Source organism: Paraherbaspirillum soli (assembly GCF_042654985.1).
In the GTDB taxonomy this organism is placed as follows: domain Bacteria; phylum Pseudomonadota; class Gammaproteobacteria; order Burkholderiales; family Burkholderiaceae_D; genus Paraherbaspirillum; species Paraherbaspirillum soli.
The window spans coordinates 442,060-465,822 of the sequence record NZ_JBHSMT010000029.1 but is presented as its reverse complement, the minus strand read 5'-3'; the positions used below and the strand labels follow the sequence as shown (position 1 = coordinate 465,822).

At 58.0% G+C, this 23,763-nt stretch carries 22 protein-coding genes; 9 read left to right on the top strand and 13 right to left on the bottom strand.

Annotated features, from left to right (window positions below):
- Nucleotides 1-5: 5 nt before the first annotated feature.
- From ACFPM8_RS19750 to ACFPM8_RS19740, 3 genes are all read right to left on the bottom strand, one after another.
- Nucleotides 6-503, bottom strand: a complete 498-nt coding sequence (locus tag ACFPM8_RS19750) for a glutathione peroxidase (protein ID WP_379000136.1) — start codon at nucleotides 501-503, stop codon at nucleotides 6-8.
- A complete protein-coding gene (locus ACFPM8_RS19745; RefSeq protein ID WP_379000134.1) occupies nucleotides 500-1,636 on the bottom strand; it encodes a PilT/PilU family type 4a pilus ATPase in 1,137 nt (378 codons plus the stop codon). The genes ACFPM8_RS19750 and ACFPM8_RS19745 overlap by 4 nt, the downstream gene beginning before the upstream one ends.
- A gap of 113 nt (nucleotides 1,637-1,749) precedes the next feature.
- A complete protein-coding gene (locus tag ACFPM8_RS19740; protein ID WP_379000133.1) occupies nucleotides 1,750-2,793 on the bottom strand; it encodes a type IV pilus twitching motility protein PilT in 1,044 nt (347 codons plus the stop codon).
- Between the two features lie 135 nt (nucleotides 2,794-2,928).
- Between ACFPM8_RS19740 and ACFPM8_RS19735 the strand changes: the two genes are divergently transcribed.
- Nucleotides 2,929-3,678, top strand: coding sequence for a YggS family pyridoxal phosphate-dependent enzyme (locus ACFPM8_RS19735; RefSeq protein WP_379000131.1), 750 nt, complete (start codon nucleotides 2,929-2,931; stop codon nucleotides 3,676-3,678).
- The gene (gene proC / locus ACFPM8_RS19730) at nucleotides 3,662-4,486 is read left to right on the top strand and encodes a pyrroline-5-carboxylate reductase (RefSeq protein ID WP_379000130.1); all 825 of its coding nucleotides are present in this window, start codon (nucleotides 3,662-3,664) and stop codon (nucleotides 4,484-4,486) included. The genes ACFPM8_RS19735 and proC overlap by 17 nt, the downstream gene beginning before the upstream one ends.
- 86 nt (nucleotides 4,487-4,572) lie before the next feature.
- Here the strand turns inward: proC and ACFPM8_RS19725 are convergent, their stop codons facing one another.
- From ACFPM8_RS19725 to recG, 4 genes are all read right to left on the bottom strand, one after another.
- Nucleotides 4,573-4,893: an ElaB/YgaM/YqjD family protein gene (locus tag ACFPM8_RS19725; protein ID WP_379000128.1), complete on the bottom strand. Its 321-nt coding sequence runs from the start codon at nucleotides 4,891-4,893 to the stop codon at nucleotides 4,573-4,575.
- Between the two features lie 66 nt (nucleotides 4,894-4,959).
- Nucleotides 4,960-5,814 (bottom strand): 4-hydroxybenzoate octaprenyltransferase, encoded by an 855-nt coding sequence (ubiA, locus tag ACFPM8_RS19720; RefSeq protein ID WP_379000274.1) that lies wholly within the window; start codon nucleotides 5,812-5,814, stop codon nucleotides 4,960-4,962.
- A gap of 108 nt (nucleotides 5,815-5,922) precedes the next feature.
- Nucleotides 5,923-6,870 (bottom strand): LysR substrate-binding domain-containing protein, encoded by a 948-nt coding sequence (locus tag ACFPM8_RS19715; protein WP_379000126.1) that lies wholly within the window; start codon nucleotides 6,868-6,870, stop codon nucleotides 5,923-5,925.
- Between the two features lie 108 nt (nucleotides 6,871-6,978).
- Nucleotides 6,979-9,108, bottom strand: coding sequence for an ATP-dependent DNA helicase RecG (gene recG / locus ACFPM8_RS19710; RefSeq protein ID WP_379000124.1), 2,130 nt, complete (start codon nucleotides 9,106-9,108; stop codon nucleotides 6,979-6,981).
- 305 nt (nucleotides 9,109-9,413) lie between these two features.
- On the opposite strand from recG, the gene queA reads away from it, so the two are divergent.
- The 5 genes from queA (at nucleotide 9,414) to secF (ending at nucleotide 15,278) form a co-directional block, all read left to right on the top strand.
- The gene (gene queA / locus ACFPM8_RS19705) at nucleotides 9,414-10,439 is read left to right on the top strand and encodes a tRNA preQ1(34) S-adenosylmethionine ribosyltransferase-isomerase QueA (RefSeq protein WP_379000122.1); all 1,026 of its coding nucleotides are present in this window, start codon (nucleotides 9,414-9,416) and stop codon (nucleotides 10,437-10,439) included.
- 6 nt (nucleotides 10,440-10,445) lie between these two features.
- Nucleotides 10,446-11,585 (top strand): tRNA guanosine(34) transglycosylase Tgt, encoded by a 1,140-nt coding sequence (gene tgt / locus ACFPM8_RS19700; RefSeq protein WP_379000119.1) that lies wholly within the window; start codon nucleotides 10,446-10,448, stop codon nucleotides 11,583-11,585.
- Nucleotides 11,586-11,810: 225 nt separating this feature from the next.
- Nucleotides 11,811-12,161 carry a preprotein translocase subunit YajC gene (yajC, locus tag ACFPM8_RS19695; protein ID WP_379000117.1) on the top strand — a complete coding sequence of 117 codons (351 nt, stop codon included), beginning with the start codon at nucleotides 11,811-11,813 and terminating at the stop codon, nucleotides 12,159-12,161.
- A gap of 167 nt (nucleotides 12,162-12,328) precedes the next feature.
- Entirely contained in the window at nucleotides 12,329-14,200 is a 1,872-nt protein-coding gene (secD, locus tag ACFPM8_RS19690; protein WP_379000114.1) for a protein translocase subunit SecD, read from the top strand.
- A 133-nt stretch (nucleotides 14,201-14,333) separates the two neighbouring features.
- On the top strand, nucleotides 14,334-15,278 hold the full coding sequence (gene secF, locus ACFPM8_RS19685; protein ID WP_379000112.1) for a protein translocase subunit SecF: 945 nt from the start codon (nucleotides 14,334-14,336) through the stop codon (nucleotides 15,276-15,278).
- Nucleotides 15,279-15,572: 294 nt separating this feature from the next.
- Here the strand turns inward: secF and purB are convergent, their stop codons facing one another.
- On the bottom strand, nucleotides 15,573-16,940 hold the full coding sequence (gene purB, locus ACFPM8_RS19680) for an adenylosuccinate lyase (protein WP_379000109.1): 1,368 nt from the start codon (nucleotides 16,938-16,940) through the stop codon (nucleotides 15,573-15,575).
- 246 nt (nucleotides 16,941-17,186) lie between these two features.
- Between purB and ACFPM8_RS19675 the strand changes: the two genes are divergently transcribed.
- Together ACFPM8_RS19675 and ACFPM8_RS19670 are read left to right on the top strand one after the other, a co-directional pair.
- Nucleotides 17,187-17,795 (top strand): glutathione S-transferase C-terminal domain-containing protein, encoded by a 609-nt coding sequence (locus ACFPM8_RS19675; RefSeq protein ID WP_379000107.1) that lies wholly within the window; start codon nucleotides 17,187-17,189, stop codon nucleotides 17,793-17,795.
- Nucleotides 17,796-17,976: 181 nt separating this feature from the next.
- Nucleotides 17,977-19,215, top strand: a complete 1,239-nt coding sequence (locus ACFPM8_RS19670; protein WP_379000106.1) for an MFS transporter — start codon at nucleotides 17,977-17,979, stop codon at nucleotides 19,213-19,215.
- 81 nt (nucleotides 19,216-19,296) lie between these two features.
- Here the strand turns inward: ACFPM8_RS19670 and ACFPM8_RS19665 are convergent, their stop codons facing one another.
- The 5 genes from ACFPM8_RS19665 to prmA all read right to left on the bottom strand — a co-directional run bounded on the left by ACFPM8_RS19665 (nucleotide 19,297) and on the right by prmA (nucleotide 23,755).
- Entirely contained in the window at nucleotides 19,297-19,836 is a 540-nt protein-coding gene (locus ACFPM8_RS19665) for a peroxiredoxin (RefSeq protein WP_379000104.1), read from the bottom strand.
- A gap of 98 nt (nucleotides 19,837-19,934) precedes the next feature.
- Nucleotides 19,935-20,156, bottom strand: a complete 222-nt coding sequence (locus ACFPM8_RS19660; RefSeq protein WP_379000102.1) for a hypothetical protein — start codon at nucleotides 20,154-20,156, stop codon at nucleotides 19,935-19,937.
- A 208-nt stretch (nucleotides 20,157-20,364) separates the two neighbouring features.
- Nucleotides 20,365-21,297: a carbohydrate kinase family protein gene (locus ACFPM8_RS19655; RefSeq protein WP_379000100.1), complete on the bottom strand. Its 933-nt coding sequence runs from the start codon at nucleotides 21,295-21,297 to the stop codon at nucleotides 20,365-20,367.
- Between the two features lie 75 nt (nucleotides 21,298-21,372).
- On the bottom strand, nucleotides 21,373-22,821 hold the full coding sequence (locus ACFPM8_RS19650) for a DUF3426 domain-containing protein (RefSeq protein ID WP_379000098.1): 1,449 nt from the start codon (nucleotides 22,819-22,821) through the stop codon (nucleotides 21,373-21,375).
- Nucleotides 22,822-22,843: 22 nt separating this feature from the next.
- A complete protein-coding gene (gene prmA / locus ACFPM8_RS19645) occupies nucleotides 22,844-23,755 on the bottom strand; it encodes a 50S ribosomal protein L11 methyltransferase (RefSeq protein WP_379000097.1) in 912 nt (303 codons plus the stop codon).
- Nucleotides 23,756-23,763: the final 8 nt, after the last annotated feature.

Sequence of the window (23,763 nt, the reverse complement as noted above, 5' to 3'; positions counted from 1 at the left end):
TGATTTTATTCAGCGAGTAGTTTTTCAATATCCGCGACCAATGCCTCCGGCTTGGTTTGCGGAGCAAAACGGTCCAATACGCGGCCTTCCTTATTCACCAGGAACTTGGTGAAATTCCACTTGATGCCTTCGCTACCGAGCAGACCCGGCACCGCACTTTTCAGATGCTGATAGAGCGGGGCGGCATGCTCGCCATTGACATCGATTTTTTCAAACAATGGAAAAGTGACGCCGTAGTTCTTTTCGCAAAAAGCGCCGATTTCTTCTGCATTGCCCGGCTCTTGCGCGCCGAACTGGTTGCAGGGAAAGCCCAGCACTTCGAAACCCTGCGCATGGTATTTCTGATAGATCTCTTCCAAGCCTTTGTACTGCGGCGTGAAGCCGCATTCGCTGGCGGTGTTGACGATCAGTAAAACCTTGCCGCGATAGGCTTCCAGCGCGGCGGGGGTGCCGTCCAGCCGCTTGACGCTAAAGCCATAGATGTTGCCGCTGTCTTTGCTCATACGATCCCCAAATGTTCGGTGCCGGCGGCCAGATCGCGGTCCTTCGAATCCTTGCCGCGCAGCTTGATGGATAGGCGTAAATCGTTGACCGAGTCGGCATTGCGTAATGCGTCCTCGTAGGTGATTTTATCGTCTTCATACAGATCGAACAGCGCCTGGTCGAAAGTCTGCATGCCGAGCTCGCGCGACTTCTTCATGATTTCCTTGATCTCATGGACGTCGCCCTTGAAAATCAGGTCTGAAATCAACGGTGAATTCAACAGGATCTCGACCGCCACAGCGCGTCCCTTGACGGTCTTCAGCGGCACCAGGCGCTGCGAGACCACGCCCTTCAGGTTGAGCGACAGATCCATCAGCAATTGCGGCCGGCGTTCTTCAGGGAAAAAGTTGATGATGCGGTCCAGCGCCTGGTTGGCGCTGTTGGCGTGCAGTGTCGCCAGGCACAGATGGCCGGTCTCGGCAAATGCGATGGCGTAATCCATCGTTTCGCGGTCGCGGATTTCGCCGATCAGAATCACGTCCGGCGCCTGCCGCAAGGTGTTCTTCAAGGCCACTTCCCAGCTGTCGGTATCGACCCCGATTTCGCGCTGGGTGACGATGCAGTTCCGGTGCGGGTGGACGTATTCGACCGGGTCTTCGATGGTGATGATGTGGCCGTAGCTGTTCTCGTTGCGATAGCCGATCATGGCAGCCAGCGTGGTCGATTTGCCCGAGCCGGTGGCGCCCACCATGATCACCAGGCCGCGTTTGGTCATGGCGACATCTTTCAGCGTGTCCGGCAAACCCAGGTCTTCGAATTTCGGAATTTCGGTGGTGATGGTACGCAAGACCATGCCGACCTTGCCTTGTTGCACGAAAGCCGATGCCCGGAAACGGCCCAGTCCGGACGGACTGATGGCGAAGTTGCACTCCCTGGTTTCTTCGAAATCGGCGGCTTGTTTATCGCTCATGATGGCGCGCGCCAATTCGATCGTGTGCTGTGCCGTCAGCGGCTGGTTGGATACCGGCGTGATCTTGCCGTCGATCTTGAAGGCGGGCGGAAAGTCTGCAGTGATGAACAGATCGGAGCCGCGTTTGCTGACCATCAAGCGCAGCAGGTCGTGCATGAATTTGGTTGCTTGATCTCGTTCCATGAATATCTCGATAAAGTAAAAAATAATTGGGGACAGAGTTTAAGAACCGCCCGGTCTTATCCTGCGGCAGATTACCCTGTCCCCACAAAAGCAAATAACGTGCTAACGACCGCTTACCCCGGGAAGTTATCCGGCGACTTGGCCGCTGCACGCGCAGTCGCCATCGAAATCACATTCCGCTTGACCAATTCCGTCAGGTTGCTGTCGAGCGTTTGCATGCCGACATTGCTGCCGGTCTGGATCGCCGAATACATCTGGGCGATCTTGCTTTCGCGGATCAGGTTGCGGATCGCCGGCGTGCCCAGCATGATCTCGTGCGCTGCGACTCGGCCGCTGCCGTCCTTGGTCTTCAGCAGCGCTTGTGAAATCACCGCTTGCAGCGATTCCGACAACATGGCTTTGACCATTTCCTTTTCTTCCGCCGGGAACACGTCGACGATACGGTCGATGGTTTTGGCGGCGGACGAAGTATGCAATGTGCCGAACACCAAGTGCCCGGTTTCCGCCGCGGTCATCGCCAGGCGGATGGTTTCCAGGTCGCGCAATTCGCCGACCAGGATCACGTCCGGGTCTTCCCGCAGCGCCGAGCGCAGCGCGTTGCTGAAGGAATGCGTATGCGGCCCGACTTCACGCTGGTTGATCAGGCATTTGTTGGACTGGTGGACGAATTCGATCGGGTCCTCGATGGTCAGGATATGGCCGTATTCGTTTTCATTGATGTGATTCACCATCGCGGCCAAGGTGGTCGATTTGCCGGAGCCGGTCGGGCCGGTGACCAGCACCAGGCCGCGCGGTTTCAGGGCCAGTTCGGCAAAAATGCGCGGGGTGTTGAGTTGTTCCAGCGTCAGCACTTTGGACGGAATGGTCCGCAGCACTGCGGCGGCGCCGCGATCCTGGTTGAACGCGTTGACCCGGAAGCGCGCCAGGCCGGGAATTTCGAACGAGAAGTCGCATTCCAGATGTTCTTCGTAAGCCTTGCGCTGACCGTCGTTCATGATGTCATAAATCATCGCGTGCACATCTTTGTGCTCCATCGGCGGCAGATTGATGCGGCGAACATCGCCATGAACCCGGATCATCGGTGGCAGGCCTGCTGACAAATGTAAATCGGATGCCTTATTCTTCACCGAAAAAGCCAGAAGTTCGGAAATGTCCATTTATAATCCTTGAGCTGTATTTTGTTTGTTGAATGGCATCTCTGGAAATCTATAGTGCGTTGCAATCCCAGGATTGCGATGCCGCCTCAGGATGTTGTCGACATTTCCATGAGGTAATTCCAAAGTATCCCGATTATGTCCTTAATCTCCCAGAAGTTGCAAGCCATGCACAGTAGTATTGCGGCCGCCGCCAACGCGGTGTCGCGCCAGTCCGACAGCGTCGCACTGCTGGCGGTGTCCAAAACTTTTGATGCCGACGCGGTATTGGAAGCGGTTGCCGCCGGCCAGCGCGCGTTTGGTGAAAATTATCTGCAAGAGGCGCTGGACAAGATCGCCGCAGTGCGTGCGTCCTTGAGTGCCGACATATTGCTGGAGTGGCATTTCATCGGCCCGATCCAAAGTAACAAGACGCGTCCGATAGCGGAACATTTCGACTGGGTGCATACCGTCGACCGCGAGAAAGTCGCGCAGCGGTTATCCCAGCAGCGGCCGCCGCAGTTGCCGCCGCTGAACGTTTGCCTGCAGGTCAATATCAGCGGTGAAGCCAGCAAAAGCGGTGTGGCGCCAGCCGATGTGCTGGACCTGGCGCGCGCCATTATCGACTTGCCACAGTTGACATTACGCGGCTTGATGGCGATTCCGGAGCCGACCGACGATGTGCAGAAACAACGCGCGACATTTCGGCAGGTTGCAGAATTGCTGGCCCAGTTGCAAACGCAATTGGGCGCCGATGGACGCCAGCTGGATACTTTATCAATGGGGATGTCGGCCGATATGGCGGCGGCGATTGCCGAAGGCGCGACTATCGTGCGCATCGGCAGTGCAATCTTTGGACAACGACCACAGGCAACGAAAGAGGCAGTGCATCATGCAAAACAAACCTAACATCAGTTTTATCGGCGGCGGCAATATGGCAACCGCCTTGATCGGCGGGCTGGCCGGAAAAGTAACGGACGGCGCCAATATCCATGTGGTCGATCTGAATCCCGAGGCGCTGCAAAAACTGGCACAGCAATTCGGCGTCAGTACCGCGCCTGAGATTGATAGCGCAATCAGCCGCAGCGAAGTCATCGTCTTGGCGGTCAAGCCGCAGCAAATGAAAGAGGTGGTCGCCAAATTGCTGCCGCATATAACAACGCAACTGGTGCTGTCGATTGCCGCCGGCATCCGCGCCGTCGACCTGGCGCGCTGGTTGAATGGGCATGACGCCATCGTGCGCTGCATGCCGAATACGCCGGCGCTGATAGGGCAGGGCATCACCGGCATGGTGGCCACCGCGGGGGTGTCGCCGCAACAGCGCGCCACTGCCGACCTGATCTTGCGCGCAGTGGGCGGCACCGTGTGGCTGGATGACGAGGCGCTGATCGACGCGGTCACGGCGGTGTCGGGCAGCGGCCCGGCGTATGTGTTTTATTTCATTGAAGCGATGCAGCAAGCCGCGCAGGAACTGGGCTTGAGCCCGCAGCAAGGCATCGAGTTGGCGGTGGCGACCTTTACTGGCGCGTCACAGTTGGCGGCACAATCCGCTGAGCCGGTGTCGGTTTTGCGGGAGCGGGTGACATCGAAGGGGGGCACCACTTATGCCGCATTGACCAGCATGGAAGATAGCGGCGTCAAGAGCGCGATTGTCACTGCAATCAAAGCGGCCGCGGCGCGGGGCAAAGAGCTGGGCGATGAATTCGGGCGTGATTAGATCGCTAAGGGCATAAAAAAAACAGGGCGCAACCGCATCGCGATTGCGCCCTGTTTTTTTAGGGGGGCTTATTCGATGATTGCCGTTTATTTGCTGCGACCGATCACCAGACCCGCCAGTAAACCGATAGCGGCGGCAAGGCTGACCGCTTTCCAGGGATTGTCGGCGACGTATTCGTCAGTCGCATGGGCTGCATGCTTGGTTTTTTCCAGTGCTTTTTTTGTGGCTTTGGGCAGCTCTGTTTTTGCCGTTTCCAACGCTGCTTTCAACTTGGCGCGCGCTGCTTCATACTTTTGTCCGCCTTGTTCCTGGGCGCCGTCGAGCAGGTTTTCCGCTTCTTGAATGACCGATTTGAGGTCGCCAGCCAGATTTTCGCGAGTGTCATTTGTGTGTTCGGTCGTAGCCATTATTTACCTCTTCAATGTAGTTGGTGGGCGTGCTGCTAAAAGAACTTTAAATAACATGTCGAATTGTTATCGCAACGCGTAGTCTAGCGCAATCCCACCGAATACGGCGGCGCCAAGCCAGTTGTTGTGACGGAAGGCGGCAAAGCAGCCGGCGCGTTCCCTGCTGCGGATCAGCGTGTAGTGATAAATGGCGCAGCCGACGGCCAGCAGCAAGCCAGCGCCGAACCAGCCGCGCAAACCATATTGCCAGCCCACCGCGAATACCAGCCCCAGACTGACCGCGTAGCACAGCATGACTGCCAGCACATCGTGGCGGCCAAAGGTGATGGCCGAGGTGCGAATCCCGATCTTGAGGTCGTCGTCGCGGTCGACCATCGCATATTCGGTATCGTAGGCGACTGCCCAGAACACATTGGCGATCAGTAATAACCAGGCTGCCGGCGGCACCGAACCCTGGACGGCAGCGAAGCCCATCGGGATGCCGAAGCCGAAGGCAATCCCCAGATAGGCTTGCGGGATCGCGAAGAAGCGTTTGAAATACGGATAACTGCCGGCCACGATGACGGCGATCACCGATAGCTGTTTGGTCAGCGTATTCAGCGGCAGGATCAGCAGCAATGACGCCAAGGTCAGCACCAGCGCCACCATCACCGCCTCCCACGGCGCGATCTTGCCGCTGGTCAGCGGCCGTTGCGCGGTACGTTCAACGTGCTTGTCAAAATCGCGATCGGCGAAATCGTTGATCGCGCAACCGGCCGAGCGCATCAGCACGGTGCCGGCACAGAAAATCCCGACCAGCGACCACGCCGGCTTGCCGCCGGCGGCCAGCCACAAGGCGGCCAGCGTCGGCCACAGCAGCAGCAGGCTGCCGATCGGTTTGTCCATGCGGATCAGTTGCAGATAGAGTTTGAAGCGGGTCATCATTTGCAAATATTCGGTGCAATTAGAAAGGCGCAGGCCGGAAAACTTTGTGCTTTTCCGGCCTATTTTGTTATGTGAAAGTCGGCGAAAAATTCTTCAACCGTAGAACTATCCTTCGAGCGCCTTCGCATCGTGCAGCAAGTTCACGCCGTGCAAGCCGCAGCTGAGCACAGCTTGTTGCACCGCGTTGATGGCGGCGCTGCGCGTAAAGCTTTTGCGCCAGGCGATGACGACACGGCGCGACGGGCTGGGTGTGGAAAACGGTACATAACGCAGCATGCCGTCCTTGTTGTCGATGTCCGGCACCGAGGCCAGCGGCAGCACGGTAATGCCGATCCCGGACGCCACCATGTGGCGGATGGTTTCCAGCGACGAGCCCTCGAAGGTCCGGGCGATGCCATCGCCGGTGGTCGAGAAGCGCGACATTTCCGGACAAACTTCGAGGACCTGGTCGCGGAAGCAATGGCCGTTGCCCAGCAACAGCATGGTTTCCGATTTGAGGTCCTGGGCGCTGATGCTTTCGCGCTCGGCCCAGGCGTGATGTTTTGGCAGCGCCACCACGAACGGTTCGTCGTACAGCGGTTGCACCATCAGACCGTGTTCCGGGAACGGCAGGGCGATGATGGCGGCGTCGAGTTCGCCCTGGCGCAGCAGTTCCAGCAGCCGCACGGTAAAGTTTTCCTGCAATACCAGCGGCATTTGCGGCACTTGCTCGATCATGGTTTTGACCAGCGGCGGCAGCAAATAGGGGCCGACCGTATAGATGATGCCGAGGCGCAGCGGCCCGGCTAGCGGGTCTTTATTCTGGTTGGCGATTTCGCGGATGGTGGCGGTTTGCTCCAGTACGCGTTCGGCCTGGGCCACGATCTGGGCGCCTAGCGGGGTCACCGAGATTTCGGTGCCGCCGCGCTCGAAGATCACCACGCCAAGCTCGTCCTCGAGCTTTTTGATCGCAACGGAGAGCGTCGGCTGCGCGACGAAACACGCTTCCGCAGCATGGCCAAAATGCTTGACGCGGGCTACCGCGACGATGTATTTGAGTTCGGTCAGAGTCATGGCGTTATCTTCGCATAATTTTTAGTGGGGAGATGTCCCTATGTCGCGGTCCTGCCATAGGCAAAACCAGTTCGCTGTAGTGCTTAGCTGTCAGTTTTGACAGGGGTGCTATACCTTCAAAAAATCCTCACGTCCGCCGAGCCAGCGCGCCAAATGCGCTTCCACCGTTGCCGCGCTGGCCGGCGCCGGGTCGTGCAGCAGCGTCTGGGCCAGATCGCGGGCTTGATCGACCAGCCATTGATCGGTGGTCAGATCGGCAAAGCGCAGCATGGCCTGACCGGATTGACGCGCTCCCAGAAATTCTCCGGGGCCCCGAATCTCCAGGTCGCGCCGCGCAATTTCAAAGCCGTCGGTGGTGGCGCGCATGGTCATCAAGCGTTGTCTGGCGATGCTGCCGAGCGGGCTTTGATACAGCAACAAGCATACGCTGGCCGCCGATCCGCGTCCAACCCGGCCCCGCAGCTGGTGCAACTGCGACAGCCCGAAGCGCTCGGCATGCTCGATCACCATCAGCGACGCGTTGGGAACATCGACCCCGACCTCGATCACGGTGGTGGCGACCAGGACTTGGACTTCGCCGCGGCTGAAAGCGTCCATCACGTCCTGCTTTTCGGCCTGCTTCAGACGTCCGTGAACCAGGCCGACGCGCAAGTCGGGCAGCGCTTCCGCCAGCATCGAATAGGTGTCGGTGGCAGTCTGCAGCTGTAGTGCTTCCGACTCCTCGATCAGCGGGCAGACCCAGTACACCTGGCGGCCGTCCTGAGCCGCCGCATGCACCCGGGCTATTACTTCGTCGCGCCGGTTCTGGTCGACCGCGCGGGTGACGACCGGCGTGCGGCCAGGCGGCAATTCGTCGATCACCGAAATTTCCAGGTCGGCGTAATAGGTCATCGCCAGCGTGCGCGGGATCGGCGTCGCACTCATCATCAATTGATGCGGCACAAAGTTGGATGTCATCGCGAGCGTGCTTTCGCCGTCAGCGCCGCCATTTTCGGTCGCCGCCTTGTTGCGCAAAGCCAGCCGCTGACCGACCCCGAAACGGTGTTGTTCGTCGACGATCACCAAGCCAAGGCGGGAAAATTGCACGCTGTCCTGAATCAACGCGTGGGTGCCGATCACCAGTTGCGCCTGGCCCGATTCGATCAGGGCTTGGGCGGCGATTTTTTCTTTCTTTTTCAGGCTGCCGGTGAGCCAGGCGACGGTGACGCCAAGCGGCTCCATCCAGGCCGCGATTTTGCGGAAATGCTGGTCCGCCAGAATCTCGGTCGGCGCCATCAGCACCGCCTGAAAGCCGCTGTCTATCGCCTGTGCCGCCGCCAGCGCGGCGACCACGGTTTTGCCGCTGCCGACATCGCCTTGCAGCAAGCGCTGCATCGGGAATGAGGCGCGCAGGTCGGTCCGGATTTCGGTCAATACCCGTTGTTGTGCGGCGGTCAGGGCGAACGGCAGGCGGCTCAGGAAAGCATCGGACAGCGCGCCGATCTGCGGCAGCGCGCGGGCGTTCTTGGCGCGGCGCGCCACCTGTGCCCGCTTCAGCGACAACTGCTGCGCCAGCAGTTCATCGAACTTCATCCGCACCCAGGCCGGATGCGAGCGGTCTTCCAGTGCGTTTTCGTCGACTTCCGGCGGCGGGTTGTGCAACAGCCGTACCGCCGCTTCGAACGGCGTCAGACGCAACGCCGCCAGCTGTTCGGCGGAGAGTGTGTCGCGCCACTGCAAGCGTTGCATGGCGTCGGCAATCGACTTGCGCAGATAGGCTTGCGACAAGCCTTCGCCGGACGGATACACCGGCGTCAATGCCGACGGCAGCGGCGCGCCTTCAAGCACGACTTTGTAAGTCGGATGCACCACCTCGGCGCCGAAAAATCCGTGGCGGATTTCGCCGCGCGCCCGGACCCGGGTGCCGACCGCCAACTGCTTGGTTTGGCTGCCGTAAAAATTCAAGAATCGCATCACCAGCTGGCCGCTGTCGTCGGCGATGGTCACCACCAATTGCCGCCGCGGCCGATACTGGATATCGCAGGCGCTGACCACGCCCTCGACCTGCGCCACGCTGGAACCCATCAGGTCGGCTTGGCGGATGCTGATCACTTGCGTTTCGTCTTCGTAGCGCAATGGCAGGTGCAGCACCAGATCCATATCCGAGTGCAAACCCAGGCGCGCCAATTTGCTTGCGCGGCTGTTGGCGGCGTTGGGGACGGCGGCGGCAGTGGCAGGTTTTCGCTTCGTGACTGGCATATCAGGCCGTTAATTGGGTACAGGGCGTGGGCTACAAGGCGTAAAATAGCGGGTTCGGTCGTTGGGCTCCTCTAAAAACCTACTGCGCGACCCAATCTCGGGGCTGCGATGCTCGCCCGCTCCGTACGACTGCAGGTGTTGTAACATCGTCGCCCCGACCTTGGGCCGCTCGCTACGGTTTTTAGAGGAGCCCTTTACTGCCGTACTTTCTGTGTTGAGCAGGCTTTTAGCGGGTGCCATTGTAAAGCCTATGGCCGTATTGGCAACCCGGCAACCCTTAGATTGTTTCCCTTATTTATCTGCGCATGCATTCTCTTTCCGATTACGATTTCGTGCTGCCGCCTGAACTGATTGCGCAAACTCCGCTTGCCGAGCGCAGCGCGTCGCGTTTGCTGCATGTAGCCCAGGGCGGCTTGATCGATCGTCAATTTACCGACATCGTCGATCTGCTGGCTCCCGGCGATCTGCTGGTATTCAACGACACGCGTGTGCTGAAGGCGCGCTTTTTCGGCGTCAAGCAAACCGGCGGCAAAGTCGAAGTGCTGGTTGAGCGGGTGGTCGACAACCGTACCGTGCATGCGCAGGTGCGCGCTTCGAAATCGCCGCCGGCCGGCAGCACCATCAAACTGGCCGACGCATTCGAGGTGGTGGTCGGCGAGCGCGTCGGCGAGTTTTACACGCTGCTATTCCCGGCCGACGTGTTTGAATTGATCGACCACTACGGCCGTCTGCCGTTGCCGCCGTATATCGAACATGCGGCCGATGCCTTCGATGAAACGCGTTATCAAACCGTCTACGCCAAGCAGCCGGGTGCGGTGGCGGCGCCTACCGCCGGCCTGCATTTCGATCAGGCACTGCTGGAACGCTTGCGGCAAAAGGGCGTCGGCTTTGCTTACGTCACGCTGCACGTCGGCGCCGGCACTTTCCAGCCGGTGCGCACCGAGAATCTGGCCGAGCACAAAATGCATAGCGAGTGGTACACGATATCCGCCGCCACGGTCGATGCCGTGCGCGCCACCAAAGCCGCCGGCGGCAATGTGGTGGCGGTCGGCACCACCAGTTTGCGGGCGCTGGAATCGGCCTCGCAATCCGGAACGCTGCAAGCCGGCAGCGCCGATACCGCGCTGTTTATTACGCCGGGTTATCGCTTCCATACGGTGGACCGGCTGATTACCAATTTCCATTTGCCCAAATCGACGCTGCTGATGCTGGTCTCGGCATTTGCCGGCTACGACTGCATCAAGGCCGCCTATGCCCATGCGATCGCCCAGCGTTATCGCTTCTTCAGCTACGGCGATGCCATGCTGCTGACTTATACCCTCACTGAATAGATTCCAATGCTTGAATTCACGCTGCTCAAAACCGAAGGAAAGGCCCGTCGCGGCCGTTTGAAACTTAACCACGGCGTCGTCGAAACGCCGATTTTCATGCCGGTCGGCACTTACGGCTCGGTCAAGGCCATGTCGCCGCTGGAACTGGTGGAAATCGAGGCGCAGATTATCCTCGGCAATACCTTCCATTTGTGGCTGCGGCCCGGCATGGACGTGATCGAGAAGTTCGGCGGCCTGCATAAATTCATGGGCTGGGATAAGCCGATTTTGACCGACTCAGGCGGTTTTCAAGTGTTTTCGCTAGGCGCGATGCGCAAGATCACGGAAGAGGGCGTCAAATTCGCCTCGCCGATCAACGGCGATAAATTGTTCCTGTCGCCGGAAGTCTCGATGCAAATCCAGAAGGCGCTGAACTCCGACATCGTGATGCAGTTCGACGAGTGCACCCCGTATGAAATCGACGGCCGCCCGGCGACCAGTGACGAAGCCGCGCAATCGATGCGGATGTCGCTGCGCTGGGCCAAACGTTCGAAGAATGAATTCGATCAGCTGGAAAACCCGAACGCCTTGTTCGGCATCGTCCAGGGCGGGATGTACGAGCATTTGCGCGACGAGTCGCTGGCCGGGCTGCAAGACCTGGACGCCCATGGCGGTTTTCACGGCATCGCCATCGGCGGTCTGTCGGTGGGCGAGCCGAAAGAAGAAATGATGCGGGTGCTGTCGCACATCGGCCCGCGTTTGCCGGCCGACAAGCCGCACTACCTGATGGGCGTCGGCACTCCGGAAGACCTGGTGGCCGGGGTTGAAAGCGGCATCGACATGTTCGACTGCGTGATGCCGACCCGCAATGCGCGCAATGGCTGGTTGTTTACCCGTTTCGGCGATCTGAAAATCAAGAATGCGCGCTACAAGGAAGATGAAAAGCCGCTGGACGAAACCTGCGGCTGTTATGCCTGCCGCAATTTCTCGCGCGCTTACTTGCATCATTTGCATCGCACCGGCGAAATTCTCGGCGCGCGGCTGAACACCATCCACAACTTGCATTACTACCTGGATTTGATGAAAAATATCCGGGCCGCGCTGGATGTGGGGCAATTCGCTGCGTTTGTGGTGCAATTCCATGCGGAGCGCGCGCGCGGCGTGTAGGACATAGTCGGCAATTTTAAAATCGTTGAGAATCGGTGCTTTTTTACAATCAATGCGGTGTAATGTCGCCGTTGTCCGTCGGATAAGGCCGCGCAGTAGGTTGTTAGAAATATCCAACAGCCTGGCTTTCCGGCAATAAATAGCAACGGCCGGCAAGCGTGGCGGTTGTATGCGCCTACCCAATGCTAGAATGCTGGGCAATTTTCAAACTACCTGGAGCATCAAGTGTTCATTACCAATGCATATGCGCAAGTTGCGCCTGCCGCTACCGGCGCCGCCGGCCCACTCGGCTTGGGCGGCAATCTGTCCAGTTTCCTGCCGATTATCTTGATGTTCGTGGTGTTGTACTTCTTGATGATTCGTCCGCAAATGAAGCGTCAAAAAGAACAAAAATCCATGATGGAAGCGCTGGGCAAGGGCGACGAAGTGGTTACCGCCGGCGGCATGCTGGGCAAGATCACCAAAGTTACCGACGCTTACGTGACCCTGGAAATCGCCAGCGGCACCGAAGTCGTGGTGCAAAAAGGTTCGGTCACCACCTTGCTGCCAAAGGGCACAATCAAGACGGCACAGTAAGCTCCCTGTGCTTGAGCGAACCAGGGCATCCTCGCGGACGCTCTCTTCAAATGTGCATGCTGCCAATCGGAGCCCTGAGCCAGAAGCAATCAAGGCATCGGCAGTCTCAACTTACAGAAGCATGAGCCTCGCGCAAGAATGAGGCCAACTCAGAACGCTGAATCACTATGAATCGTTACCCCCTCTGGAAATATATTCTCATCGCCATCGCGCTGCTGTTCGGCGTGCTGTACACCCTGCCGAATTTCTTTGGCGAATCGCCTGCGGTGCAGGTCAGCAGCGACAAATCGACCTTGAAAGTGGACCGGTCCCTGGCCGATCGCGTTGAACAGGTCCTGCAGCAAGGCAATTTGAAGGCGGACAGCGTCGTGTTCGAAAACGCCGGCACGCAAGGTACGGTGCGCGCACGTTTCCACGATACCGACAGCCAGTTCAAGGCAAAGGCGCTGCTGGAGCAGACCCTGAATACCGATCCTAGCGATCCGAGCTATGTGCTTGCCTTTAACCTGGTGCCGAATACGCCGCACTGGTTGCAAAGCCTGCACGCATTCCCGATGTATCTGGGTCTCGATTTGCGCGGCGGCGTGCATTTCCTGATGCAGGTCGATACCAAGGCCGTGGTCAACAAGCGCCTGCAAGGTTTGCAAGCCAGCGTCCGCACTACGTTGAAAGACAAAGAGATTCGCTATAGCGGGCTGAGCCGCAACGGCGATGCGATCGACATCAGTTTCCGCGATCAGGACACCTTGACCAAGGCCCGCGATTTGCTGGTCTCGCAATTGCCGGAATTGCTGATCCAGGCCACGCCTGCAGGCGCCGGTGCGGAGGCGGAAGCAGCGCTGCATGCGACCTTGAAGCCGGAATCGCTGAAGCAGATTATCGATAACGGCGTTCAACAAAACATTACGACGCTGGCGAAACGGGTCAATGAATTAGGCGTCTCCGAGCCGGTCATTCAACGTCAGGGCGCGGACCGGATCGTGGTTCAGTTGCCTGGCGTGCAGGATGTCTCGCGCGCCAAAAATATCATCGGTCGTACCGCCACCCTGGAAGTGCGGATGGTGGACGAGTCGGTGACCCGCGGCACCGAAGCCACCGCGGCGGTGCCGTTCGGCTCCGAACTGTTCAAGGTCGGCAAGAACGCGCCGGTGATATTGATTAAAGAACCGGTGCTGACCGGCGACTATATTTCCAACGCCGCAGTCAGTTTTGACCAGAACCAGAATCCGGCAGTCAGCATCGACCTCAACGGCGACGGCGGCCGCAAGATGCGCGAAGCTACCCGCACCAAGGTCGGCAAGGCGATGGCGATCGTGCTGTTCGAAAAGGGCAAGGGCGAAGTATTGACGGTAGCGACGATCCAAAGCGAACTGGGCTCGCGCTTCCAGATCACCGGCATGGGTTCGGCTGAGAACGCGGCCGATTTGGCATTGCTGCTGCGCGCCGGTTCGCTGGCGGCGCCGATGGAGATCATCGAAGAGCGCACTATCGGGCCGCAACTGGGGGCCGACAATATCAAGAAGGGTTTCGACTCGACCATGTACGGCTTTGCCGTGATTGCGGTGTTCATGATCGCGTATTACATGCTGTTCGGTTTGTTCAGCGTGCTGGCCTTGTCGGTCAACCTGCTGCTGCTGGTGGCTGTGTTGTCGACTCTTCAGGCGACCCTGACCTTGCCGGGTATCGCGGCGATCGCGCTGACCCTGGGTATTGCGATCGACGCCAACGTGTTGGTCAACGAGCGCATCCGCGAAGAACTGCGTAACGGCAATTCGCCGCAAGCGGCGATTGCGATCGGCTTCGATCGTGCCTGGGCTACCATTCTCGACTCCAACGTGACGACGCTGATTGCCGGTCTGGCATTGCTGATTTTCGGCTCCGGTGCGATTCGCGGTTTTGCGGTGGTGCATTGCCTCGGCATCCTGACCTCGATTTTCTCGGCGGTATTCGTGTCGCGCGGCTTCGCCAACCTGTGGTACGGCCGCAAGAAGAAACTGACCAGCCTGTCGATCGGCCAGATCTGGAAGCCGGCCGACTGAGTGCCTGAATCTGCGGATGCAAAGCTTCGCAGCATGTGTAACTCAAGCAGGTATTGATATAACGTTGTGGCCGCGGCAGGCATCGAGTGATGCCAACACCGCGACCACACAGGTGTGAACCGAAAGGGATGTGATGGAGCTTTTCCGTATCAAAAGAGATATTCCGTTCATGCGCCATGCATTGATCTTCAATGCAATCTCGGCGCTGACGTTTGTGGCAGCAGTGTTTTTCCTGTTCTCGAAAGGCCTGCATTTTTCGATTGAATTCACCGGTGGTACGGTGGTTGAAGTCGCGTACAGCAAACCGGCCAATATCGAGAGTATTCGCAAGACGGTCGAGGGCCTCGGCTATACCGATAATCAAGTGACCAACTTCGGTACGGCGCAAGACGTGATGATTCGCCTGCCGGCCAAGAAGGGCGTCAATTCGAATCAGCAAAGTGCGCTGGTGCTTGAAGCACTGCAGAAGCAGGATGCCGACGTTCAGTTGAAGCGCACCGAGTTCGTCGGGCCGCAGGTCGGCGACGAACTGGCGCATGACGGCTTGATGGCGCTGCTGTTCGTGGTGATCGGCATCATGATTTACCTGGCCATCCGCTTCGAATGGAAATATGCGGTGGCGGCGATCATCGCCAACTTGCATGACGTGGTGATCATCCTGGGTTTCTTCGCCTTCTTCCAATGGGAATTCTCGCTGACGGTATTGGCGGCGATTCTGGCGGTATTGGGTTATTCGGTGAACGAATCGGTAGTGGTGTTCGATCGGGTGCGCGAGACTTTCCGTGATCGCCGCTTCGGCAAAATGGCGGTGTCGGATGTGATGAACCATGCGATCACCAGCACTATTTCACGCACCATCATTACCCACGGCAGCACGGAAATCATGGTGCTGTCGATGTTTGTATTCGGCGGCCCGGCGCTGCACTATTTTGCGCTGGCGCTGACCATCGGTATCTTGTTCGGTATTTATTCGTCGGTGTTTGTGGCCGCTGCGGTAGCGATGTGGCTGGGCGTCAAACGCGAAGACTTGATCAAGCCGGTCAAGGAAAAAGATGAGGCTGACGGCGCTGTGGTGTAAGCGTCTTCGGTAACAAAAAAACCAGCCTTCGGGCTGGTTTTTTGTTTTGTAGGGCGGATGAGCGCAGCGTTATCCGCCGATTGATGTGCCACCTGCGTTCGAGGCATCCGAGACGGCGGAAGAGTGAAGCAGGGGTTTCGGATGGCATGCCATCCGCCTGCTGAACGGTATCCGCCTGCCAGCGGATACGCACCCTGCAAGGGCTTCGCTTTTCCGCCCTACGTCGCTTCGGATTATTCAGGCGAAAAAAATGGCCGCCAAAACTGGCGGCCATTTTTTTGATTTGTCGCTTGCTCAGATTTCTTTCGCCAGACGCGCAGCATGCCCAATGTAATTGGACGGCGTCATCGCCAGCAAGTGATCCTTGGCTTCTTGCGGGATCGCCAGTTTGACGATGAACTCGCGCAGCGCATCTTTCGAGATGCCCTTGCCGCGCGTCAGCTCTTTCAATTGCTCGTAAGGGTTCTCGATGCCGTAGCGGCGCATCACGGTTTGCACCGGCTCGGCCAATACTTCCCAAGTTGCATCGAGGTCTTCCGCCAGCCGCACCGGATTGACTTCCAGTTTGTTCAGGCCGCGCAGGCAGCTATCGTAGGCCAGCACCGCGTAACCGAGGCCGACGCCGATGTTGCGCAGCACGGTCGAGTCGGTCAGGTCGCGCTGCCAGCGCGACAGCGGCAACTTTTCCGACATGTGCTTGAGCACGGCATTGGCCATGCCCAGATTGCCTTCGGAGTTTTCGAAATCAATCGGGTTGACCTTGTGCGGCATGGTCGAGGAACCGATTTCTCCGGCCTTGGTGCGCTGCTTGAAATAACCGAGCGAAATGTAGCCCCAGATATCGCGGTTAAGATCGAGCAAAATCGTGTTGCTGCGGCTGATCGCATCGAACAGTTCTGCCATGTAATCGTGCGGCTCGATCTGGATCGTGTACGGGTTGAAGCTCAGGCCCAGGCGCTGTTCGATCACATTCTTGGAGAAGGTTTCCCAATCGAAGTCGGGATAGGCCGACAGGTGCGCATTGTAATTGCCGACCGCGCCATTCATTTTGCCGAGGATTTCGACCGCGGCGATGCGCTTGGTCGCGCGTTGCAGACGTGCCACGACGTTGGCGATTTCCTTGCCTAGCGTGGTCGGGCTGGCCGGCTGGCCGTGGGTGCGCGACATCATCGGCAGTTCGGCATTGGCGTGCGCCAGCTCGGTCAGCTTGGCGATCACTTGCTGCAAGGCCGGCAGCAATACATTGTCGCGCGCCGCTTTCAGCATCATGCCGTGCGAGGTGTTGTTGATGTCTTCCGAGGTGCAGGCGAAGTGGATGAATTCGGAAGCGGCGATCAGTTCAGGCACGTCTTTGACCTGTTCCTTGAGCCAGTATTCGACCGCTTTGACGTCGTGATTGGTGACGGCTTCAATCGCTTTGATGCGCTCGGCGTCGGCTTCGCTGAATTCGGCGGCCAGTTTGTCCAGCAGTGCGGTGGCCGCGGCGGAGAACGGCTTGATTTCGGCAAAGCCGGCATTCGACAGCGCTTGCAGCCAGGCGATTTCGACCTTGACCCGATGGTGCATGAAACCGGCTTCGGACAGGATAGGGCGCAATTTGTCGGTTTTGGCGGCGTAGCGGCCATCCAGCGGGGACAGGGCGGAAAGCGTAGAAAGGGACATGGTCGTGATGATGGCTATAGGAGTGAGTGAAGATAAAACTAGCGTAAAGCTAATGCAGGCATAGCGATTATTTCTGCGCGGGAATTGCGCTTCGCATCAGTCTGCGGAGAAAACAGAATTTTACCATTTGCGCAGTGGGGGGAATCTGTTGCATATGCTGCTTTCTGCGCAACAGGCAGATTTTGATGCTTAAAGTCGGCTAGGCCGAATGCTATAATCAAGCACAATTTTTACTATAAATTACATATGAAACTGATCGGTTCCCTGGCTAGCCCCTTTGTTCGCAAAGTACGCATCGTGATGGCGGAAAAGAAGCTCGATTACGACTTCGTGCTGGACGATGTCTGGGCTCCGGACTCGACGATTCAGGCTTCCAATCCGCTGGCTAAAGTGCCCTGCCTGGTGATGGAAGATGGCGCTGCCATGTTTGATTCGCACGTGATCGTCGAGTATCTCGATACGCTGACGCCGGTCGGCAAATTGATCCCAAGTAATAGCCGTGAGCGGTCCGAAGTGAAGTGCTGGGAAGCGCTGGCCGATGGCGTGCTCGATGCCGGCGTATTGATTCGCCTGGAGCACACCCAGCGTCCGCCAGAGCTGCGTAGCCAGGCCTGGATCGACCGGCAGCAACGCAAGGTCGATGCCGGGTTGAAAGCGATGGCGGCCGGCTTGGGCGACAAGACATTTTGCAGCGGCAACCACTATTCGCTGGCCGATGTTGCGGTTGGCTGCGCATTGGGCTGGCTCAACTTCCGGTTCCCGGAAATCCAATGGCGCGAAGATTATCCTGCGCTGGCCAAATTATTCGAAAAGCTGTCCGAGCGTCCTTCGTTCAAGGACACCGTGCCGCAGTAAGGGCTTGTTCCATCCGATGAAAGCGCGATCGACGTCATGTCCATCGCGCTTTTTTCATGTCGATGATGGTGGCGATGCCCAATCCACGGGGCGAAATGGGCGGTGCTAAGACAGTTCAAACACAAAGGACTAAAATTAGCCTCCCGCCGTTTCCAATTGCTTTCTATCATCTCCGCTCGCCATGCAAACCGCCATTAATCAAGTTTCTCCTGCACTCCCCCAACAAGATGCTGAAAAAACCGGATTCCGCGTATTAGGCGCGATCAGTTTTGCGCACTTCCTGAACGACATGATTCAGTCGCTGCTGTTGTCGATTTATCCGCTGCTGAAAGGCAATTTCAGCCTCAGCTTTGTCCAGATCGGCTTGATTACACTGACCTATCAAATCACCGCATCGATTTTGCAGCCGGTGGTCGGCTTTTATACCGATAAACATCCGAAACCGTATTCGCTGGCGGTGGGAATGGGATTCACCTTGATTGGATTGTTGACCTTGTCGATGGCGCCCAGCTACGGCATGTTGCTATTCGCGGCGGCGCTGGTCGGTACCGGATCGTCGATCTTTCATCCCGAGTCGTCGCGGGTGGCGCGGATGGCATCGGGTGGGCGGCATGGGCTGGCGCAGTCGATTTTCCAGGTTGGCGGCAACGCCGGCAGTTCGGTGGGGCCGCTATTGGCTGCGTGGATCGTGATTCCGCATGGCCAATCCAGCATTGCCTGGTTTTCATTGGCGGCGTTGCTGGCGATTGCCGTGTTGTGGCAGATTGGCAATTGGTACAAGCGCAAGCGCATCGAGGCCAAAGGCAAGCCGGCCAAGGCTCGTCATACCTATCTGGACTTGCCGCGCAAGAAAGTCCTGTTTTCGATAGCCATCCTGCTGACGCTGATTTTCTCGAAATATTTTTACCTGGCCAGCCTCAGCAGCTACTTCACGTTTTATCTGATGAATAAATTCCAGTTGTCGGTGCAGTCGGCGCAGGTGCATTTGTTCGTCTTCCTGTTTGCGGTGGCTGCCGGCACCGTGTTGGGCGGTCCGATCGGCGACCGCGTCGGCCGTAAAGTCGTGATCTGGATATCGATCCTCGGCGTGGCCCCATTCACCTTGATGTTGCCCTACGCGAATCTGTTCTGGACTGGCGTGCTGTCGGTGATTATCGGCATGATCCTGGCCTCTGCATTCTCCGCGATCCTGGTGTATGCGCAAGAACTGGTGCCGGGCAAAGTCGGTACCGTGTCCGGTCTGTTTTTCGGATTCGCTTTCGGCATGGGCGGGATTGGGGCGGCTGCATTGGGCAAGCTGGCCGACATGACGGATATCAACTTCGTCTATCACGTGTGTTCATTCCTGCCGCTGATTGGATTGCTGGCGATATTCCTGCCTAGTCTCGATGCCCATCGACGCCAGGTTGCGGCCGCTTGATCAAGCCGAATCGCTAGCCGAAAAAAAGCCCGAATTCACGAAAGTGATTCGGGCTTTTTGCTGAGCCGGCGGTTTACCGCCTTATTTCTTTTGCCTGGCTTTCCATTGTTCCAATGCTTGCAGTGTGTTTTCGACATGCTGGTCGGGATTCATGCTGCTGTATTCGTAGATGATGTTGCCATTCGGCGCGATCACGTATGAAACGCGGTCGGCGTAATCAGTCTTGGACAGCAGTACCGAGTCATACGATTTCATGATGCTTTGATTGGTGTCGGCGGCGACCGCAAATTTGCTGCGGCACTCGCTGACGGAAAATTTGTTGAGCGTGTCGATATTGTCGTTCGAGACACCGATGACGGTGGCCCCGAGCGCCTTGTACTTGTCGATGGCCTCGGCAAACAAATGCGCCTCAATGGTGCAGCCTTTGGTGAACGCTGCCGGATAAAAATACAGGATGACCGGACCCTTTTTCAGTTCGTCGGCCAGGGAGTAAGTAAACACCTTGCCGCCCAGCGATGCCTGCGTTGTAAAAGCGGGGGCTTGGTCTCCGGCCTTGAGGGCAGCCAAGGCCGGCGCCGTGATCGATGCACAAACTATCAGAGTGGCAAGCAGTCGTTTCATGTGGGCTCCTTTAAAAGATACCCGTCATCATGCGTCGAGACGACTGACTTGTCCAATGGCATGTTTTCATGGTTGATGAGCGCTACCTGCTGTTTTTCTTAATGACCGCCATGCCAGCCTCTGCCGCCGCCCCAGCCGCGATGACCATAGCTGTAGTAACTAAAGCCCACGCCGACACTTGGTCCCACATAGTATGGCGCAGCTCCGTAATAGCCTGGCGCGCCATAATAGCCGCCGTAGTAAGGATCGCCGCCATACGGCACGGCAACGCAGCCACCGAGCAGCAAGGTTGCGCCTATTAGTAATAACAGCTTTTTCATGACGCTTTCTCCATCCGTTGATTCGATGAAAATTGGATGCAGGTGTATTTGAGAAGTTCAGGCCGGGGGAAGCCGATATGTATCGTCGTAGATACAGAGGGAACAGTGGGAGTATGTCTTAAAGGTCCAGGAATCCTGGGCGGGATTTGGAGTTTTTCTCCATACCCCGCCCAGTACCTTGGCTATACAGCGATTTCAGGCAAAGCTCTTACAATCGGTAACCAAATTCCTGATGGAAGCGCTCGTCGATTTCAGCGCGGCTTGGCGCATGGTTTTGCGGGCCTTGATGGGCGATCTTGATGCTGCCCATCAAGCTGGACAGGCGGCCAGTGGTGGCCCAGTCCATGCCATTGGTCAAGCCGTATAACATCCCGGCGCGGAACGCGTCGCCGCAGCCGGTCGGATCCAGCACGCGTTCGGCCTTGACGCAGGGGATATCGATTTTGCCGCCGGCGGTAAAAATCTCGGCACCGAGTTCGCCGCGCGTCACTACCAGCGCCGCTACCCGCTCGGCAATCTGCGCCAGGGTCAGACCGGTGCGCGCAGCCAGCATCTCTGCTTCGTAGTCATTCACGGCGATGTAAGTGGCCAGCTCGATAAAATGCTGCAACTCGGCGCCATTGAACATGGGCATGCCTTGGCCCGGATCAAAGATCAACGGAATATCGTGTGCGACGCAATCCTCCGCGTGCTGCAACATGCCGTCGCGGCCGTCCGGCGCCACGATGGCCAGTTTCACCGGGCCGGCGTCGGCCACCTTGTTTTCGTGCGAATAGGTCATTGCGCCCGGATGGAAGGCGGTGATCTGGTTGTTGTCGGCGTCGGTGGTGATGAAGCATTGCGCGGTGTAGATCGACTCTATGGTGCGGATGGTCCGGCGTGAAATTCCCAGTTGTTCGAGCCGATCCAGGTAAGTGGCGCCATCGTGACCGATGGTCGCCATGATCTGCGGATCGCCGCCCAACAGTTTCAGGTTGTAGCCGATATTGCCGGCGCATCCGCCAAAGTCGCGACGCATGGTCGGCACCAGGAATGAGACGCTGATTTTATGCAATTGATCGGCTAGCAGCGACTCCGAGAAACGCCCCGGGAATTGCATGATGACATCGTATGCCAGCGAACCGCAGATGAGAGAGCTCATGTTTGCCTTAGTGAATGAGTTAAATGGGGCGCTAGTTTGCAGTGCTTGAGACCGTGAAAAACGGTCGACTTATTGTCATGGATAAAACAGATACACCCGATAACCGGAGGCCTTCAACTGCAGCAACTCAAACGTCAGCTTGACCGCTTGTTCCTGGTCGCTGGCGAAGCCCTGGCCGACGTTGCTGGCAGCCGGCAAATAATCGTGCGGGGTAAACACGCGACGCACAAGCGCTTTGTCGCCGGCATCGTTCAAAGTCAATTCAACGCTAGGCCAAGCTTGTACCGTGTCGCTGCGATTACGCATCAACAGATTTAACGCAAAAATATTGTGTGCCGGATCGACTGTCTGCAATTCATTGGCATCGATCGAAATAGTCTCGATTTTCATTGGCAAGTCGACGCTGCATCCGATTTTTGCGCAAGCGCCGACCAGAATGGGTTTCAGTTGCGGCAAGCGCACCGCCAGTTGATCCCGGAACATATAGGTCGATTGTCCGACCAGTCCGATCATCAGCAGCAGGCTGCCGGCCCACATGCCGCCGCGCAGTAAGCCGCCCAGGCGCTGCTGGCGCCGCGCGGCGAGCACGAAGCCGGGTTCGTCGGTCGCTGCCGGTTCCGGCTCCTCGACTGTTTTTTTGCTTTTTTTCTTACCCTGGTTTTCAGTGAGGTCTATCGGGCTGGACGACGCATCCGGCGCGACGCTTTTTTTCACGCGCCATGGCTTGCGCTGCAATTCATCGATCAAACGATCCAGCTCATCGTCGTCGGGTGCCGCAGGCTGGTCGTCCGCGGCGGCGTTCGAATCGGTCTCGGACGTTGCGTAGTCTTGTCCGGCAACGTGCATCAAGGTCATGCGCGCCATCGGATTGGCGTCATCGTCGTCGGCGTGGCGATGCCACACATTCGGTGCCGCTTGCTTGCTTGAGTCTATGTGGTGCTCGCCGAGCGTCGCGTCGAATGGCTCGGCAGGTGTGGATGCAATGTTGAATTCGGACGCGAGGTCGGGTGTATCGGCGTGATCGGATAGCGCCGCCTGAGCAGCCTCTTCCTCGATGCGCAGATCCTCTTCAAAGCCGTCGATGGCTGCTTCGACCCGATCCGATACCGATGCTGTCGTTGCGGGCGCCGGCGCCTGGGGCAGTGAGATTAGCTCAATAGCTTCGATAGGCGGGAACAGATGCTCAGCAGCTGGCACCGCTACAGGATCCGGTTTGAGTTCCTGTTCTTCTTGTTCGAGGGGCACCGGCGGCACGGCAGCAATATGATTCTGCGCCGCCGGTGCGGAGTCGTCGTGGATTTCCGCGAGATGATTTTCAGGGGCAGGTGAGCTGACCAGATCGGCTGCCGCTGCCGCGGTTGGCTCAGGCGCTGGCGCCACCCGGTTCGGCCGCACCAGGTGTTCAATGCCGTTGAACACTTCGCGGCAACTGCCGCAGCGCACCAGGCCCGCACGCAGTTTCAGCTGGTCATTGGCGACCCGGAAGATGGTCTGACAATACGGACATTGAGTCGCTAGCGCCATGATGGAGTGATGGTGGTAATGGTTAGGCGCTTAATTTTCCGGACAGCGCAACCCAGCCATCCTGTTCTGCCCACACTGTCAGCGGGATCCATTGCGCATAGGCTGCGATCACGTCTTGCGCTTGTTCCGCCAGCACGCCCGACAAGGTCAGACTGCCGCCGGCGGCGATACGGGCGCACAACATGGGTGCCATTGATTGCAGTGGACCGGACAGGATGTTGGCCACTACGAAATCGAATACGCCGTCAGCGGTATGACTGACGAAGTCTTGCGGCAGGTAGTAGTCAATGCTGCAATGATTGCGTTCGCTGTTGCTGCGTGCCGACTCGATCGCTTGCGGATCGATATCGACGCCGACCACGCTGGCGGCTCCCAGCTTCTTGGCGACCATCGCGAGTATCCCTGAGCCACAGCCATAGTCGAGTACCGACTGCGGCTTTTGCAGCGGCACATTGAGCTCCAGCCACTCCATGCAGAGTCGCGTGGTCGGATGACTGCCGGTGCCGAAAGCCAGGCCTGGATCGAGTTCCAGAATCAAGCCATTGGCATCCGGGGCGTCGTGCCAGCTCGGCACGACCCAGATGTTCTTGCCGATATGAATCGGCTCGAATTGCGATTGCGTCAGCCGCACCCAGTCCTGATTGGCAACCGTGCGCAGGGAATAGGGCGGGGTGGCGATGCCACAGGCCTTGGCCGCAGCCGTCACGATGGCGGCAAAATCCGCATCGACGTCGGCCAAAGCCACTACCCGGCTGCGTTCCCATGCCGCTTCTTTCGGCTCCATGCCCGGCTCGCCGAACAACGGTTGTTCGGCGTCCGTGCCCAGGTCCGCATCTTCGACCGAGACCGACAGCGCGCCAGCATCCATCAACGCGTCGGATAAAGCCTCGGCGTGCGTCAGTGCTACTTCAACAACAATTTCGGTCCAGCTCATGGGGGCGT

Excerpts from the sequence above, each read along its gene's own strand:
- ACFPM8_RS19745 (WP_379000134.1), bottom strand. The coding sequence starts at position 1,636 with ATGGAACGAGATCAAGCAACCAAATTCATGCACGACCTGCTGCGCTTG.
- recG (WP_379000124.1), bottom strand. The coding sequence starts at position 9,108 with ATGCCAGTCACGAAGCGAAAACCTGCCACTGCCGCCGCCGTCCCCAAC.
- ACFPM8_RS19715 (WP_379000126.1), bottom strand. The coding sequence starts at position 6,870 with ATGACTCTGACCGAACTCAAATACATCGTCGCGGTAGCCCGCGTCAAG.
- ACFPM8_RS19750 (WP_379000136.1), bottom strand. The coding sequence starts at position 503 with ATGAGCAAAGACAGCGGCAACATCTATGGCTTTAGCGTCAAGCGGCTG.
- secF (WP_379000112.1), top strand. The coding sequence starts at position 14,334 with ATGGAGCTTTTCCGTATCAAAAGAGATATTCCGTTCATGCGCCATGCA.
- ubiA (WP_379000274.1), bottom strand. The coding sequence starts at position 5,814 with ATGACCCGCTTCAAACTCTATCTGCAACTGATCCGCATGGACAAACCG.
- tgt (WP_379000119.1), top strand. The coding sequence starts at position 10,446 with ATGCTTGAATTCACGCTGCTCAAAACCGAAGGAAAGGCCCGTCGCGGC.
- ACFPM8_RS19660 (WP_379000102.1), bottom strand. The coding sequence starts at position 20,156 with ATGAAAAAGCTGTTATTACTAATAGGCGCAACCTTGCTGCTCGGTGGC.
- ACFPM8_RS19670 (WP_379000106.1), top strand. The coding sequence starts at position 17,977 with ATGCAAACCGCCATTAATCAAGTTTCTCCTGCACTCCCCCAACAAGAT.
- ACFPM8_RS19735 (WP_379000131.1), top strand. The coding sequence starts at position 2,929 with ATGTCCTTAATCTCCCAGAAGTTGCAAGCCATGCACAGTAGTATTGCG.
- purB (WP_379000109.1), bottom strand. The coding sequence starts at position 16,940 with ATGTCCCTTTCTACGCTTTCCGCCCTGTCCCCGCTGGATGGCCGCTAC.
- ACFPM8_RS19725 (WP_379000128.1), bottom strand. The coding sequence starts at position 4,893 with ATGGCTACGACCGAACACACAAATGACACTCGCGAAAATCTGGCTGGC.
- ACFPM8_RS19665 (WP_379000104.1), bottom strand. The coding sequence starts at position 19,836 with ATGAAACGACTGCTTGCCACTCTGATAGTTTGTGCATCGATCACGGCG.
- ACFPM8_RS19655 (WP_379000100.1), bottom strand. The coding sequence starts at position 21,297 with ATGAGCTCTCTCATCTGCGGTTCGCTGGCATACGATGTCATCATGCAA.
- secD (WP_379000114.1), top strand. The coding sequence starts at position 12,329 with ATGAATCGTTACCCCCTCTGGAAATATATTCTCATCGCCATCGCGCTG.
- proC (WP_379000130.1), top strand. The coding sequence starts at position 3,662 with ATGCAAAACAAACCTAACATCAGTTTTATCGGCGGCGGCAATATGGCA.
- queA (WP_379000122.1), top strand. The coding sequence starts at position 9,414 with ATGCATTCTCTTTCCGATTACGATTTCGTGCTGCCGCCTGAACTGATT.
- ACFPM8_RS19675 (WP_379000107.1), top strand. The coding sequence starts at position 17,187 with ATGAAACTGATCGGTTCCCTGGCTAGCCCCTTTGTTCGCAAAGTACGC.
- ACFPM8_RS19740 (WP_379000133.1), bottom strand. The coding sequence starts at position 2,793 with ATGGACATTTCCGAACTTCTGGCTTTTTCGGTGAAGAATAAGGCATCC.
- prmA (WP_379000097.1), bottom strand. The coding sequence starts at position 23,755 with ATGAGCTGGACCGAAATTGTTGTTGAAGTAGCACTGACGCACGCCGAG.
- ACFPM8_RS19650 (WP_379000098.1), bottom strand. The coding sequence starts at position 22,821 with ATGGCGCTAGCGACTCAATGTCCGTATTGTCAGACCATCTTCCGGGTC.